The sequence below is a fragment of the Halorhodospira sp. 9628 genome, assembly GCF_022228075.1.
Classification (GTDB): domain Bacteria; phylum Pseudomonadota; class Gammaproteobacteria; order Nitrococcales; family Halorhodospiraceae; genus Halorhodospira; species Halorhodospira halophila_A.
Map to the genome: position 1 here is coordinate 218,930 of NZ_JAJNRF010000001.1, position 14,702 is coordinate 233,631.

The 14,702-nt window shown below is 69.3% G+C and carries 14 protein-coding genes; 4 read left to right on the forward strand and 10 right to left on the reverse strand.

Annotated elements, in window-relative coordinates:
- Positions 1 to 135 precede the first annotated feature (135 nt).
- Complete coding sequence (locus LRG10_RS00985) at positions 136 to 2,532, forward strand: Lon protease family protein (protein WP_201241746.1); 2,397 nt, start codon at positions 136 to 138, stop codon at positions 2,530 to 2,532.
- Positions 2,525 to 3,370, forward strand: a complete 846-nt coding sequence (locus LRG10_RS00990) for a universal stress protein (RefSeq protein ID WP_201171310.1) — start codon at positions 2,525 to 2,527, stop codon at positions 3,368 to 3,370. Before LRG10_RS00985 ends, LRG10_RS00990 begins: the two co-directional genes overlap by 8 nt.
- On the opposite strand, the gene LRG10_RS00995 is transcribed toward LRG10_RS00990, so the two are convergent.
- From LRG10_RS00995 to LRG10_RS01025, 7 genes are all read right to left on the reverse strand, one after another.
- Positions 3,367 to 4,155: a hypothetical protein gene (locus tag LRG10_RS00995; protein WP_201171312.1), complete on the reverse strand. Its 789-nt coding sequence runs from the start codon at positions 4,153 to 4,155 to the stop codon at positions 3,367 to 3,369. The genes LRG10_RS00990 and LRG10_RS00995 overlap by 4 nt on opposite strands.
- Positions 4,152 to 5,207 (reverse strand): hypothetical protein, encoded by a 1,056-nt coding sequence (locus LRG10_RS01000; RefSeq protein ID WP_201171314.1) that lies wholly within the window; start codon positions 5,205 to 5,207, stop codon positions 4,152 to 4,154. The genes LRG10_RS00995 and LRG10_RS01000 overlap by 4 nt, the downstream gene beginning before the upstream one ends.
- A 20-nt stretch (positions 5,208 to 5,227) precedes the next feature.
- A complete protein-coding gene (locus tag LRG10_RS01005) occupies positions 5,228 to 6,304 on the reverse strand; it encodes a hypothetical protein (protein WP_201171316.1) in 1,077 nt (358 codons plus the stop codon).
- A gap of 107 nt (positions 6,305 to 6,411) precedes the next feature.
- Positions 6,412 to 7,800 (reverse strand): magnesium transporter, encoded by a 1,389-nt coding sequence (gene mgtE, locus LRG10_RS01010; protein WP_201171327.1) that lies wholly within the window; start codon positions 7,798 to 7,800, stop codon positions 6,412 to 6,414.
- Complete coding sequence (locus tag LRG10_RS01015; protein WP_201171329.1) at positions 7,785 to 8,183, reverse strand: nuclear transport factor 2 family protein; 399 nt, start codon at positions 8,181 to 8,183, stop codon at positions 7,785 to 7,787. Before LRG10_RS01015 ends, mgtE begins: the two co-directional genes overlap by 16 nt.
- Before the next feature lie 19 nt (positions 8,184 to 8,202).
- The gene (locus LRG10_RS01020; protein ID WP_201241740.1) at positions 8,203 to 9,570 is read right to left on the reverse strand and encodes a glutamate--cysteine ligase; all 1,368 of its coding nucleotides are present in this window, start codon (positions 9,568 to 9,570) and stop codon (positions 8,203 to 8,205) included.
- A 38-nt stretch (positions 9,571 to 9,608) separates the two neighbouring features.
- On the reverse strand, positions 9,609 to 11,135 hold the full coding sequence (locus LRG10_RS01025; RefSeq protein ID WP_201241739.1) for a bifunctional aminoglycoside phosphotransferase/ATP-binding protein: 1,527 nt from the start codon (positions 11,133 to 11,135) through the stop codon (positions 9,609 to 9,611).
- An 81-nt stretch (positions 11,136 to 11,216) separates the two neighbouring features.
- Between LRG10_RS01025 and hisI the strand changes: the two genes are divergently transcribed.
- Positions 11,217 to 11,654, forward strand: a complete 438-nt coding sequence (hisI, locus tag LRG10_RS01030; RefSeq protein ID WP_201171338.1) for a phosphoribosyl-AMP cyclohydrolase — start codon at positions 11,217 to 11,219, stop codon at positions 11,652 to 11,654.
- Here the strand turns inward: hisI and znuB are convergent.
- The 3 genes from znuB to LRG10_RS01045 are packed head-to-tail and all read right to left on the reverse strand — an operon-like array spanning position 11,651 to position 13,738.
- A complete protein-coding gene (znuB, locus tag LRG10_RS01035) occupies positions 11,651 to 12,484 on the reverse strand; it encodes a zinc ABC transporter permease subunit ZnuB (protein WP_207189713.1) in 834 nt (277 codons plus the stop codon). The genes hisI and znuB overlap by 4 nt on opposite strands.
- Positions 12,441 to 13,199 carry an ATP-binding cassette domain-containing protein gene (locus LRG10_RS01040; RefSeq protein WP_201171351.1) on the reverse strand — a complete coding sequence of 253 codons (759 nt, stop codon included), beginning with the start codon at positions 13,197 to 13,199 and terminating at the stop codon, positions 12,441 to 12,443. Before LRG10_RS01040 ends, znuB begins: the two co-directional genes overlap by 44 nt.
- A 2-nt stretch (positions 13,200 to 13,201) precedes the next feature.
- Positions 13,202 to 13,738, reverse strand: coding sequence for a Fur family transcriptional regulator (locus tag LRG10_RS01045; RefSeq protein ID WP_274519762.1), 537 nt, complete (start codon positions 13,736 to 13,738; stop codon positions 13,202 to 13,204).
- A gap of 35 nt (positions 13,739 to 13,773) precedes the next feature.
- Here LRG10_RS01045 and znuA point away from each other — a divergent pair, with 35 nt between their 5' ends.
- Complete coding sequence (gene znuA, locus LRG10_RS01050; RefSeq protein ID WP_201241738.1) at positions 13,774 to 14,697, forward strand: zinc ABC transporter substrate-binding protein ZnuA; 924 nt, start codon at positions 13,774 to 13,776, stop codon at positions 14,695 to 14,697.
- Positions 14,698 to 14,702 lie beyond the last annotated feature (5 nt).

Consider the following 14,702-nt stretch of genomic DNA (forward strand, 5'->3'; position numbering starts at 1 on the left):
CACATTTGCCTAAGCGAACCCGTCTGGATGGACGGTTGGTGGTCGCTGCAGCCTGGGCGGAGTCGTCTAGGCCGCCTGGGGTCTTACCAGTGGTAGGGTGCTACGCATCAATGACGGCAGGGATGGGAGATGAGCATGGCTGCACCCGAGCCCCTTTCACTGGAGCGCCTCTACCGGGTCTGTGACCCGGAGCAGCTCGGTTTCCGCACCACCGAGGAGCTCTCGGCCATGGACCGCCCGCCCGGGCAGGAACGGGCCCTGGAGGCGATGGATCTGGGCGCGAGTATGCGCGCCTCGGGCTTCAATCTGTTCGTGATGGGGCCGGAGGGCGACGGCAAGCTGGAGATGGTCCATCGGCTGCTGGCCGAGCGTGCCGCGCGCGAGGCGACGCCCTCGGACTGGTGCTACCTGAACAACTTCGAGGAGCCCACGCGGCCGCGGCTGCTGCGCCTGCCGCCGGGCCAGGGGGCGCGCTGGCGCCACGATCTGGAGCAGCTGATCGAGGAGCTGCGCAGCACCATCCCGGCCACCTTCGAAAGCGACGAGTACCAGAACCGGCTGCAGGAGCTGCAGCAGCAGCTCAACCGCCGCCAGCGCGAGGCCTTCGAGGCGATCCAGAAGGAGGCGGAGCAGTACGACGTCACGCTGCTGCAGACCCCCTCGGGATTCAGCTTCGCCCCGGTCAAGGAGGGCGAGGTGATCGAGCCGGAGCAGTTCCAGCAGCTGCCCGAGGAGGAGCGCCGGCGCTATCAGGAGGCCATCGAGTTCCTGCAGGAGCGGCTGCAGGCGGTGGTCAAGCAGATCCCCAAGTGGCGCAAGGAGATCCAGGAGCAGGTCCGCAAGCTCAATGAGGAGATGACCCTGCTCGCGGTCGGCCAGCGCATCCAGGAGCTGCGCCAGCGCTACGGCGAGCTGCCGTTGGCCGCCGCCCACCTGGACGCCGTCCGCAACGACATCATCGAGCACGTGGACGCCTTCCGCTCCGGCGAGCAAGACCACGTGGAGTACATCCTCGGCCGCTACCGGGCCAACCTGCTGCTCGCCCACGACCCGGCCGACGGCGCGCCGGTGGTCTACGAGGACATGCCCACCCACCAACGGCTGGTGGGCCGCACGGAGCATCACGTGCACCAGGGGGCGCTGCTCACCGACTTCAACCTGATCCGCCCCGGCTCGCTGCACCAGGCCAACGGCGGCTATCTGATCGTCGATGCCCACCGCATCCTCACCCAGCCGCTGGCCTGGCCATCGCTCAAACGGACGCTCTCCGCCGGCGAGGTGCGCATCGAGTCCTTGGAGCAGGTCCACGGCTTCTGGACCACGGTCACCCTGGAGCCGGAACCGATGCCGCTGCGCACCAAGGTGGTGCTGCTCGGCGACCGGATGGTCTACTACCTGCTCTCGGCCTACGACCCGGACTTCCCGGAGCTGTTCAAGGTCGAGGCCGACCTGGAGGACGACCTGCCCCGGGACGCCGAGACCCAGCAGCTCTACGCCCGTATGCTCGCCACCCTGGTCCGCCAGCGCCGTCTACGCCACCTGGACCGCTTCGCCGCGGCCCGGGTGATCGAGCACGGCAGCCGCATGGCCGATGACAGCGAGCGGCTGGCCGCCGGCGGGCGGGCCATCACCGATCTGCTGCAGGAGGCGGATCACTACGCCACCGGCGACGGCGCCGAGATTATCGGCCAAGACCACATCGAGCGCGCCCTCGCCGCCCAGGAGCGTCGCGCCGGGCGCATCCGCGATCGCAGCCAGGAGACCATCGAGCGCGGCACGCTGGTGATCCACACCGAGGGGCACCACACCGCCTCGGTCAACGGGCTCTCGGTCCTGCAGCTGGGCGATTTCGGCTTCGGCCGGCCGACGCGGATCACCGCCACCGCCCGCCCCGGGCGCGGGCAGCTGGTGGACATCGAGCGCGAGGCGAAGCTCGGCGGCAAGATCCACTCCAAGGGGGTGATGATCCTCTCGCGCTTTCTCGCCAGCCGCTTCGCCCCGGAGGGCGACCTGTCGCTCTCAGCGAGCCTCGCCTTCGAACAGTCCTACGGCGGCATCGACGGCGACAGCGCCTCGGTGGCCGAGCTCTGCGCGCTCTTCTCGGCCATCGGCCGCGTCCCGCTGGATCACGGCATCGCCGTCACCGGCTCGGTGAACCAACTCGGCGAGGTGCAGGCCGTCGGCGGGGTGAACGAGAAGATCGAGGGCTTCTTCGAGGTCTGCCGGCGGCGCGGGCTGACCGGCCGGCAGGGGGTGGCGCTGCCGGCGAGCAACGTGGTGCACCTGATGCTGCGCCAGGAGGTGCGCGACGCAGTGGCCGCCGGGCAGTTCCACATCTACCCGCTGAGCCATGTGGATGAGGCGTTGGAGCTGCTCACCGGCCGGCCCGCCGGCGTTTGGGATGATGCCGGTGCGTACCCGCAGGGGTCGGTGAACCGCGCCGTGGCCGACCGCCTGGAGGCATTCGCCCGGAGCCAGCGCCGGCGCGGCGGGGGCGATGCGGACGAGGCCGCGGAGGATGACGATGACTGAGCGCATGCCGGAGCAGGGGTCACCGCGCCGGGTAGTCGTCCTGCTGGATGCTTCGCGGGCCAGTCTGGAGGCGCTGGAGGCGGCCGCCGAGCTGGCCGCCCAGCTCGGCGCCGAGCTGCTGGCGATCTTCGTCGAGGAGGAGGCGCTGCTGCGCTGTGCCGGGTACCCCTGGGCCCGCGAGATGGGTCTCTCCGGGGCCGTCCGCCCCCTGGAGACCGGCATCGAAGAGCAGCGCATGCGCACCCGTGCCGAGGCGATCCGCAAGGCGCTGGCGCAGACTGGCCGGCACCGGGGCGTGCACTACCGCCTGGAGGTCTGCCGGGGCGGGGTCGTCCGCGAGACCCTGAGCCTGGTTAACCGCGATGATCTGCTGGTCCTGGGCAAGGTGGGCTACGCCCGTGCCCGCGGGCTGCGCATCGGCTCCACGGCCCGCGCCATCGTCTTCGGCACACCGGGGCCGGTGATGGTCTTCGAGCGGCCATTGCAGCCCCGCACGGGGCACGGCGTGGCCGTGGTCGTCGAATCCGGCGAGCCGGGCGTCCGGACGCTGACCCGTGCCGCCGCCCTGCTCGGCGAGGGTGAGATCCTGGCCCGGTTCATCCCCGACCACGCGGCTCCCCTACCCGACGGCGACGACCCGGCCCGCGCCTGGGCGGCCCGGCACTGCCCCAACGCCCAGTGGCTAACGCCCGCCGGATCGCCGACCGCCCTGGCCCGGCACCTGAGCCGTGCCCCCGTGGACAAGCTGATCATCAGCCGCCGCAGCGCCCTGCTAGCCGAACACGACACCCGCTCGCTGATCGAGGCCGTGCAGCTCCCGGTGCTGGTGGTGCCCTAGTCGTCGCCGCGGGGCTGCGGCGGCGACGCTGCCCGGGTGGCGGCCTGGTACTCGTACTCGATCTCCGCCAGGCGGCGCTCGAACTCGGCCCGGAAGCCCGCCTCCACGCCCTCGATCTCCTGCTGCTTGGCGCGCCGAAAGCCGGCGATCAGGTCGCTGTCCACGGCGCGCGAGCCCGGCCGTGCCGCCGGGAAGATCAACACCCCGGTGAGCGCGTAGGCATCCAGCCAGGCCAGCTGGCGCAGGGCCTCCGGGACCAGCGCCGGATCGGCCTCGGCGGCGGTGCCGCGGTGGAGCCAAAGCACGCGACCGGCGCCGCGGCCCTCGAACGCGAAGCGCCGGCGGCCCGCTTCCCGATCGCCGCGGGCCTCCCGGGACCAGCGCGCGGCGCTGCCCTCGGCAAGGACCTCGTCCACCTGGCGGACCAGACCCTGCGCCTCGTCCAGGGCCGCGGCGTACGCCTCCAGGTCGCGGTGGGCCACCGCCACGCAGGCGCCGGCATAGCCCACCCGACGGCTGGCATCCAGGCGGCGGACCAGTGTACCGATCAGATCCAGGCGACCACCGCGCTCGGGGTCGGCGCCGTCCTGGTAACGCACCACGCGGCGGAAGACCAATTGCTCCCCGGCGGCCGGCAGGGCGTGGTCGTCGCCACCGCGGCCGCGGAACTCCACCGCCTGGGGGAACCCGGACAGCCCGGCCAGGGCGCCGCTGCCATGGACGGTGAGTCCGCGCACGGTGGCGAAGGCGCAGCGGCCGAGGATCGTCGGCGCCGCTTCGCTCATAGGCGCAGCCACTCCAGGATGCGCTGCCACCAGGTCGGGCCCATCCGCCCGCCGCCGAACTGGCCGTAGATCCAGGCGAAGATGTCGCGGATGTCGTCGTAGTCCGGCTCCTGCAGCCGCGGCCCGTGCTCGCCGTCGGTCACCGTGCCCAGGTGCAGCGCCATGAGCTGCACCCGATCCTGGTCCGTCCAGCCGTCGAGGATGCGGTAGGTGCGCGGCGCAAAGCGCTGCACGAAGGCCTCGCAGGCGTCGGCGCTGAGCTCCTCGTAACGGCGGTAGTGCTCATCGCGCTCCTGCAGCCGGCGCAGGGCCTGCTCCGGCTTGGAGACCAGTACCGCCAGCGAGGTGCGCCCGCGCAGGGCCGGGAAGTGCAGATCGAGGAAGGCGAGCAGGTTCTGGAAGAGGATGTCGTTCTCCTCGCCGTGCTCCGGGTCGACCACCAACACCAGGATCAGCCGCAGCTGCTCGTTGGCGAAGTAGCGGCTGAGGGTCTCGATCATGGCCGGGTCACGCACCCGGTCGGCCACCACCTGGGTCATGAGCTCACCGGAGGCCTCGAGGAAGCTCAGATCCACCGGTTCGCCAGTACCCTGCAGCGGCCGGACCCGGAAGCTCAGCTCGCGGATGTCGCCCTCGTCCACCGGGTTTGCCGGGGGGAAGCGTCCCTGGCCCCAAATGCGCATCCACTCGTTGAAGATGGCCATCGGCTCCCAGCCCTGGACGCTCTGCTCCGGGGCGATGAGCGGCTGGGCCTCGAAGGGGCCGATGTGGGTGACGTAGTAGGCCAGGAAGGACTGGAAGGTGGTCTTGCCGGAACCCGGGAAGCCGAAGGAGATCAGGTAATTGCCCTGGCGCTGGTCGATGTTGTCGTCGATCAGCGCGCCACGCTGCACCGGCTCCACGTCGGCGGCCAGGCGCTCCTCCGGCGAGGGCCACGGGGTGGGGGCCGAGGACGGTTCCTGCTCGCCGCCCTCCTCGGCCGACGGCTCTTGCTCCGGGCGGCGCTCGTAGTAGCGCCGCAGCTGCCAGCGTGACTCCTTGGGTTCGACCACGGTTTCCCCCTCCTTGCCCGCTAGCGCGTCGCCACCCGATTACGCCCCCGACCGGTGGAACCGCCACCGCGCGCACCGGCTGACGCGGGCGCGAAGATCAGCCAGGCGAAGAGCACCGGGGCCACGTCGACGAACACCCCGAGGATCACCGAGACCGCCGTCACCCCGGGGTTGGGGCGGTCGATGAAGCCGTCGCGCACACTGATCGGGATCTCGCCGAGCTTATCCAGCTCCGAACGGATGACGCGGTGCTGCACCTGATCCGCCTCGGGCAGAAGCACGTTGGCGCGGCGCTGCACCTCGCGGGAGTGGGTGCGCAGGGTGGCAATGATCTCGAAGTCTCGGCGCTCCAGCAGGGCTCGCTCCCGCCGCTCGAGCTCCTCGGCCAGTGCGCGGTACGGGTCGTCGTAGCGCTCGAGCAGGCCGTCGATCTGCCCGATCAGCTCCCGGGTCCGGTGGTACGCCTCGGGCACGACGCCGTTCTCGAAGTCGCTGATGACCGCCTCGCGGAAGTGCTCGTACCAGCGCTCGTTGGCCTCGGCGCCGGCATCCGGCGAGGGCACGGCGAGCTCTGTCGGCGCGCCGCCGAGCTGATCGTGGATCTGCTCGATGTGCTCGCGGCAGCGCGCCCCGCAGCCGGGGCGCAGCGGATCGTTGATCTGGGTGTCCAGGTTGTCCAGCGAGCGGGCCAGCTCGCGACGCTGCTCGGCCACCTGCTCGATGATCGGAGCGTCGGCCAGTGCGCTGCGCGTGGCGGTCAGGTCGTCGCGGAAGACCGAGAACTGGTCGCTGACCACGCGCTCGGCCATGTCCCGCTCCATGAAGTTGGTGTAGAGGAAGTTGTAGTTACTCGCGCCGCTGAAGAAGGCGATGATGACAAAGAACGCCAGCGGCTTGAGCGGGCTGCGCCCCTCGAGCCGGAAGCGGCGCAGCAACATGTCGGTGCCGAAGAGGAAGATCCCGAGCAGAGCGGCAAAGAAGATCGCCAGCTCCTGCAAGTGGCTGTAGTAGCCGTAGTACGAGAGGTAGACACTGATCCCCACGCAGATGGCCGTGGCCACCACGTACATCAGGGTATAGAGACTGCGGCCCGACATCGACACGACCTGCGCTGCGCTCCCCCGGGAGCCTGGGCAACGCCCGGTAGTGTCCTACGGACCGGGGGACGAGCGCTAGTACCCGCGTCATCCCGGCGCGGGGCCGCCTACAGGCCGTAGATCAGGCTGGCGATGACGAAGTAGTTGAGCACCCCGAGCACGTCGATGGCGGTGGTGACGAAAGGCCCGGTCGCCACCGCCGGGTCGGCATTCAAGCGCACGAAGAGCATCGGCAGGGAGACCGCCAACAGCGCCGCGCCGGCCATGTTGGTGAGGATGGTCAGCCCGACCACCTGACCGAGCTGCAGGCTGTCGTACATCCACAAGCCGTAGAGGGCGAGGATCACGCCGTAGAAGGCACCCAGCAACAACCCCACCCGCAGCTCCTTGAAGACCATGGCCAGGGTATCGCGCAGATGGATCGCGCCGGTGGCCAGGCCGCGGACGGTGACCGTGGCGGACTGGACGCCGACATTACCGGCCATGCCGATGATGATGGGCACGAAGGCGCTGAGGATAATAACTTGGCCGAGGATGTCCTCGTACTGACCGATCACGGCCGTCGCCCCCAACCCGCCGAGGAAGGCGGCGAACAACCAGGGCAGGCGCACCCCGGCGATCCGGAAGACCGAGTCGGTGAGCATCTCCGACTGCCGGGTACCGGCCATGCGGAGCATGTCCTCGGTGGTGGACTCACCGATGACGTCGATGATGTCGTCGACCGTCACGATGCCCACCAGGACATCCGCCTCGTCCACCACCGGCAGCGCGAGCAGCCGGTACTTGTCGAAGAGCCGCGAGACCTGCTCCTCCTCGGTGTCGGTGCGCACGCGGATGACCCGCCGGCTCATGAACTCTGCCACCTGGGCGTCCTCCCGGGCGAGCAGCAGCTGGCGCAGCGAGATAACCCCGGTCAGGTGGCCGGCCTCGTCGGTCAGGAAGAGATAGAAGACCATCTCGGCATCGGAGTATCCCCGCAGGGCATCGATCGCCTCGCGCACGGTGACCATCTCGTGCAGGGCAAAGAACTCCGTGGTCATCAGACCACCGGCGGCCCCGGGATCGTGAGCCAGCAGGCTATCCAGTTCGTCGCGGCTGTCAGCGGGCAGCGCGGAGAGCGGATGCTCGCGCCGATCCTCCGGCAGGGCCTGGATCAGGTCCGTCAGCTCATCGGGTCGAAAATTCTCCAGCAGCTCCGCCAGCTCTTCGCGGGGCAAGGCCTCGACGACCTGATGGCGCAGCGCCTGGGGCATCTCGTTGACAATCCGCGCCGCGTGACGGGGGCGACTCACCGCCTGGAGGGTATCGACCACCTGCGCGACCGGCAGCTCGGCGAACACGGCCGCCGCATCGGCCGCGTGTAGCCGGCGCACCAACCGGTCCAGAGGCCGCCACGCACCGCGCAGGTAGAGCTTGGTGAAGGTCTCCGCCAGCCGGCGTTTGCGCGCGTCGTAGGCGCTCGGGTCGGTCGGTGCCGCAGCTAGGTCAATCTGCAAGGGGTCTGCCTCGGCTCGGGCTCTTCGAACAGGGTCCAGTAGGCGTGGGCGTCGAAGATGGCCAGGATGGAGACGATCCGCCCCTGCTCGACGCGCGCCCAGTGGGCCAGGTCGATCTGCTGCTTGTCGGAGAGCTGGATGCAGTAGCGCAGGATGTGGCAGACGTCGGGACCGTCAACGAAGCACTTGACCACCTGGCGCTGCTGGACGATCGAACCGCCGATCATGGCGTGATCCAGCAGGTCTTCAGCCCGGGTGTAAGCGGCGATGGGGCTGGTATAGCTGAAGCCCTGATCCGCAAGACACGCCCGGGCCGCCTCGTAGTCGCGCTCCTCAAGGGCCTGCAGGTAGCGTTCAACGATCGCCCGCGGGTCCGTCTCCATAGCCCTGCCCCCTGGCTCGCTAATAGGCGTACTCGGTGAAGACCGGATCGAGCGAGCCGCCCCAACGCCCGTGGTAGGCATCGAGCAACTCCTGCGCCGGGCTCCGTCCGGCGTCGACGATCTCCCAGAGCCGCTCCAGGTGGCGGCGCTCGTCCCGCCCGCGCTGATCCAGGCGCTGGCGATTGCGCAGCCCGTCACTGGCGATGGTCAGCACCTCCCGCGCCAGCACCCCCACCGTGGTATCACGGAACGGGGTGTCGAGCGCCGTGCGCGGGACCTCGTGACGCAGGGTGACGATCTCCTCGACGCTCCAGTCGCGGATCAGCGCCTCGGCGGCAGCCAGGGCCGCATCGTCGTAGAGCAGCCCGGTCCACAGCGCCGGCAGCGCACACAGGCCGCGCCACGGCCCGCCGTCGGCACCGCGCATCTCCAGGAACTGCTTCAGGCGCACCTCGGGGAAGAGGGTGGTCAGGTGGTCGTCCCAGTCACTGAGCGTGGGCCGCTCGCCCGGCAGCTGCGGCAGCCGCCCGGCCATGAAGTCGCGGAAGGACTCGCCGGCGCAGTCGATGTACTGCCCGTTGCGGTAGACGAAGTACATGGGCACGTCGAGGACGTAGTCCACGTAACGCTCGAAGCCCATGCCCGACTCGAAGACGAAGCCAAGCATGCCGCAGCGATCCGGGTCGGTGTCCTCCCACACCCGGCTGCGGTAACTCAGGTAGCCGTTGGGGCGGCCGTCGGTGAACGGCGAGTTGGCGAACAGCGCCGTGGCGATCGGCTGCAACGCCAGGCCGACACGGAACTTGCGGACCATGTCCGCCTCGCTGGAGAAGTCCAGATTCACCTGGACCGTGCAGGTCCGCAGCATCATGTCCAGGCCCAGGCTGCCGACCTGCGGCATGTAGCGGCGCATGACGCCGTAGCGGGCCTTGGGCATCCAGGGGATCTGTTCGCGTCGCCAGACCGGGTGGAACCCGAAGCCGGAAAACCCGATCTGCAGCTCGCGGGCCACGGTATCCACTTGCTGGAGGTGCTCGCGGACCTCGACGCAGGACTCATGCAGGGTCTCGAGCTGGGCGCCGGAGAGCTCCACCTGCCCGCCCGGCTCGAGACTGACCGAGGCGCCCCCCTCGCGCTTGAGGGCGATGATCCGCCCGTCTTCGCGGACCGGGTGCCAGCCGAAACGCACCAGCCCCTCGAGGAAGGCACCGATACCGCGCGGACCCTCGTAGGGGACCGGGCTGAAGTCCTCCAGATGGTGGACGAACTTCTCATGCTCCGTGCCGATCCGCCACTGCTCCGGAGGCCGGGCTCCGCGTTCGAGATGTTCCGCAAGCTGAGCGACATCGGTCACCGGCTCACCGGGCTGGCTGGGGATTCCTGACATTTCGCTCCTCGGTCCGGCTCAGGGCAAGGCCGGCTATCTTACCCGTCCGCGTCGACGGTTTCGACGAAGGCCGCCTCTTCGCCGGACGGCGGCTGGGCCGTGCGCAGCTGCGCATCGAGCACCGCCTCATCAGCCTCGGAGGGATCACGCCCCTCGGCCAGTCGCTTGCGCAGGCGCTCGCGCAGCGTCTGCTCGTCGGCCCGTACATGCAGGATACGGAATCGGCAACCGGTGCGCGCAGCCAGCTCCAGGAAGGGCCGACGCCGCTCGGCCTTGAGGAACGCGGCATCCACCACCACCGAAAACCCGGCCTCCAGCGCACGCTCAGCCTGCTCCTGCAGCCGCTCGTAAGTGCGCTGCGTGGCTTCCGGGGTGTACAACCCGCTGTCCAGGGCGGAGTCGGAGCGCGCCCGCGGATCCAGGCCGAACAGCCGCTTGCGCTCGACATCCGAACGCAGACGCACGAATCCCCGCTCCTCGACCAGGCGACGGGCCCGTGTGCTTTTGCCGGAACCCGACAGCCCGTAGGTGATCACCAGCTCCGGCGTCTGCGCCGCCGTGTATCCATGGGCCAGCTGGACGTGCTCGGCCAGGGCCTCCCGGGCGGCACAGCCGGCACCCTGCTCGGCCTCATGCCCGTTGATCTTGGCCCGCACCAGCGCCCGGTAGACGGCGTAGAGGGGCAGCAGCGGCAGAGCCTGGTAGTCGCCACTGTGCTCCAGGTAGCGGTCAAGGAAGCGATACCGCATCCGCCGGGCACCTTCAAAATCCAGGTCCATGACAGTGAAGGCGATCTCGCTGGCGGTATCGATCCAGCGCAGGGCCGGATTGAACTCGATGCCATCGAAGATGATGGGCGCGTCGTCGTGCCAGGCCACGTTACCCAAGTGCAGATCGCCATGGCACTCACGCACCGAGCCGTTGGCGCGGCGCTGGAGGATCAGCGGCTCCAGCCGCTGCAGCTGCGCCTCGGTCCACCGCTCCAGGGCGCGCAGCTCGGCGCGCAGCGCGGCCGCCGCCGGCAACGCTTCCAGGGCCCGGAAGTTGGCGCGCATGGGCTCGGCCACCGCCTCCAGGGTGCCGTACTCGCTCTCCTCCCCGGCTGCCGGCAGCCCCGCATGGAAGCGCGCCACGGTCTCGGCCAGCCGCTCGACGGCGTCGGCGGGCAGGCGCCCCTCGCGCAGCAAGCGGCTCATCAGCTCGTTCTCGGGGAAGCGGCGCATGAGCACGGCGTGCTCCAGCACAGTGCCGTCGCCGTCGACGCGCGGCTCGCCGGGAGTGCCGACGATCGGAACCCGGCGCAGGTAGATCTGCGGGGCCAGCCGGCCGTTAAGGCGGATCTCTTCTTCGCAGAAGTAGCGGCGTCGCTCCAGATTAGAGAAGTCCAGGAAGCCAAGGTCCAGCGGCTTCTTGAGTTTGACCACGTAATCCCCGGCGAGCAGCACCGTGGAGATGTGGGTCTCGATGCGCTCGACGCTGTCCACCGGCCACGGGTAGCACGCGGGGTCCTTCAGGGCCTCGGCCAGGGCCCGGTGGGCATCCAGGGTACTGATCGGATCCGACACGGCTAGGCACTCCTCCTGTTGCTCGCTCCATCCAGCTTGCCGGCTTCAGCCGCTCGCCTCCAGTCTGTATCCTCTCCCCCCATGATCGAACAGAATGAGACAGCTCGCCCGGGAGACGGCCTGGACTGGTCGGCAGTGCTCGACAGCCTGCCCTTCAATGCCGACGGCCTCCTGCCAGCGATCGCTCAGCAGCACGACAGCAACGAGGTGCTGATGCTCGCCTGGATGAACCGGGAAGCCCTGGAGGAAACCCTACAGACCGGCCGCGTTTGTTACTACTCCCGTTCACGCGGGACGCTCTGGCGCAAGGGCGAATCTTCGGGGCAGGTGCAGTATCTGCGCGAGCTGCGTCTCGACTGTGACGGCGACACCCTCCTGCTGCGGGTGGACCAGCAGGGACCGGCCTGCCATACGGGGCGGCGCACCTGTTTCTACAACGTGGTGCAGGGCGACCGGTTGGTGGTCAGCGAGCCGCCCCAGGTCGACCCGCAGGCGCTGTACGGCGACTCGCGTAACTAGAGGCGGGCAGCGACCGCACCCCGGACGCTGGTCACCACCGCGAAGAGGGCCGTGGCACTGACCACGATGGCCGGCCCGGTGGGCAGATCCCAACGGAACGATCCGGCCAACCCCCCCAGCACCGCCAGCGCGCCGATCAGTGCCGCTACGACCGCCATCTGCTCCGGGGTCCGCGCGAAGGCCCGCGCCGCGGCAGCGGGGATAATCAGCATGGAGATCACCAGCAGGATGCCGACAATCTGCATGGCCAGGGCGATGGTCGCCGCCACCAGGGCCATGAAGACGAGCTGAACCGGCAGCACGCGCACCCCCTCCACCCGCGCCATCTCCTCGTGCAGCGTGAGGCTGAGCAGCGGCCGCCAGATACCCACCAGGGTGGCGAGTACCAGCACCCCGCCGCCGTAGATCCAGTAGAGATCTGTGGGCGTCACCGCCAGGATATCGCCGAAGAGATACCCCATCAGATCGACGCGCAGCCCTTCCATGAAGGCGATGGCCACGAGCCCGAGGGACAGGGAGCTGTGCGCCAGGATGCCGAGCACCGTATCGCTGGCTAGCCGCTGGTACTGGCGCAGAACGACCAGCAGCACCGCCACAACGACACACACCACCAGGATGCCGAGGTTGAGGTTGATGCCGAAGAGAAACCCCAGGGCCACGCCCAGCAACGCGGAGTGCGCCAGGGTCTCGCCGAAGTAGGCCATCCGCCGCCAGACCACGAAGCTACCCAGGGGTCCGGCGACCATGGCCAGGCCCAGGCCGGCGGCCAGCGCGGTGAGGATGAATTCATCCACGGTCACCTCCCGCCGGGCCGTGCGCCGGATGATCATGGTGGTCGTGAGGGAACACCCCGGTATCCGGCCCCAGGTGAGAACCGAAGAGCTTTTGGTACTCCGGGTGCTCGATCACCGATGCCGGCGCACCGCGGCAAGCGATCCGGCCATGCTCGAGGCAGAGCACCTCGTCACTGGCCGCCATGACCAGGTTCAGGTCGTGGGAGATGACCACCACGGCACAGCCGTAGCGATCCCGGAGCGTGCCGATCAGCCGATAGAGGGCTCCCTGGCTGCGCCCGTCCAGGCCCGCCGCCGGCTCATCGAGCGCCAGCACCGAGGGGTGCTGGAGCAGCGCACGGGCGAGCAGGATGCGGCGCATCTCGCCGCCGGAGAGCCCCTGCAGGGGTTGATCGAGGAGCCCCGCCACGCCGGTGTCCGCCACGACCTCCTGCCAACGGGCGGCGTCCGCGCGCCCGGACAGCGCCATGAACCGCCGCGCCGTAATGGGCAGGTTGACGTCCACGGAGAAGTGCTGCGGCACGTAGCCGATGCGCACCCGGGATGCCCGCCGCACCTGCCCTGCAGACGGATGCGTGAGCCCGATCACCACCCGCAACAAGGTGGTCTTTCCGGCGCCGTTGTTGCCGACGAGCGTCGTGATCCGTCCAGCCACGACGTCCAGACTGACATCCTGCAGGATCGAACGCCCGCTGAAGGCCACGGCCACGTCCTGCAGGCGGATCAACGCGGATGGACCGGACGCCTGCATGGCTAACCGCTGCACCGGGGGCATACACCTTCGAGTTCAACCACGGCGGAATCGGCCTGAAACCCAAGCTGCCCGGCCTTTTGCCGGAGCAGCTGGGCCACGTCGTCGTCGGCGAGCTCGGCCACCGCAGCACAGGAGCGGCAGACGAGCAGCTGCACGGGGTGGACATGCCCCGGATCGCCGCAACCGACGTAAGCGTTGAGCGACTCGACACGATGGATCAGCCCTTCCTGGAGCAGGAAGTCGAGGGTGCGATAGACCGTCGGCGGCGCTGCACCGGTGCGCTCGGCGCGCAGGCGATCGAGCAGCTCGTACGCCTTGACCGGACGGTGCTCGTCCCAGATCAGCTCCAGCACCCGACGCCGCAACCGCGTAAAGCGCATACCCCGGCCGCGACAGATGGCATCAGCTGTGGCCAGGACCGTCTCGCGGCAAACGCCGTGATCGTGATCGTCGCCGGGGAAACCCGTTACCAGCGGGCGGTGCAAGCGGGCCATGTCGTGTTCGCCGTTGTTGCGCATTTTGGTATTGTATAACATAACGATTCCATGAAGAAATCCCGGGGATTCGACCCATGCGAGCGCTTTCCGCCATCCTGACCGCCCTCGCCCTGCTGGCCTCCGGATCCGCCGCAGCGGCACCGCAGGTGGTCGTCTCGATCAAGCCCCTACACAGCCTCGTTGCCGGGGTAACCGAGGGGGTCAGCGAGCCGGAGCTCCTGCTCTCGGCCGGGGATTCGCCGCACACCTACGCCATGCGCCCCTCTGAGGCCCGCGCCGTGCGCAATGCCGATCTCATCGTCCACATCTCCCCGCACATGGAGGCCTTCCTGGAGCGTGCCCTGGATGCTCGCGGTGACCCGGAGAGCGTGCTGGTCGCCGCCGACATCGACGGCATTCGCCTGCTTGGCGGCCGCGACGGCGAGGCCTGGGACAAGCACGGGCACGGGCACGACCACGGCGCGGAAGACGCCCACCGCACCGATTACCATATCTGGCTGGATCCGCAGAACGCTCAACAGATCACCGCCGCGGTGGCCGAACGGCTGGCCGAGCTGGACCCCGAGCACGCGGACACTTACCGCGACAACGCCGAGGCGCAGAAGCAGCGCCTGTCGGCGCTCGAGGCGGAGCTCAGCGAGCGCCTGGAACCCGTCCGCGGGCGCCCCTACGTTGTCTTCCACGACGCCTATCAGTACTTTGAGCGCCGCTTCGGCCTCCAGGCCGTCGGCGCGGTGACGATCCACCCCGAACAGCCCCCGGGGGCGCGCCATCTCAACGAGCTGCGGGCACAGATCCGCGAGCTGGACGCCGTCTGCGTGTTCAGCGAGCCGCAGTTCCAGCCGGCCATCGTCCGCTCGCTGGTCCGCGGCCTGGATGCCCGCGCCGGCGAACTCGACCCCCTGGGGGCCGGCCTGGAACCGGGACCGGAGGCGTATTTCCAGCTGCTTGAACAGCTGGCGGAAGGCTTTTTGGACTGCCTCGACCGGGATAAGTAGCGCGC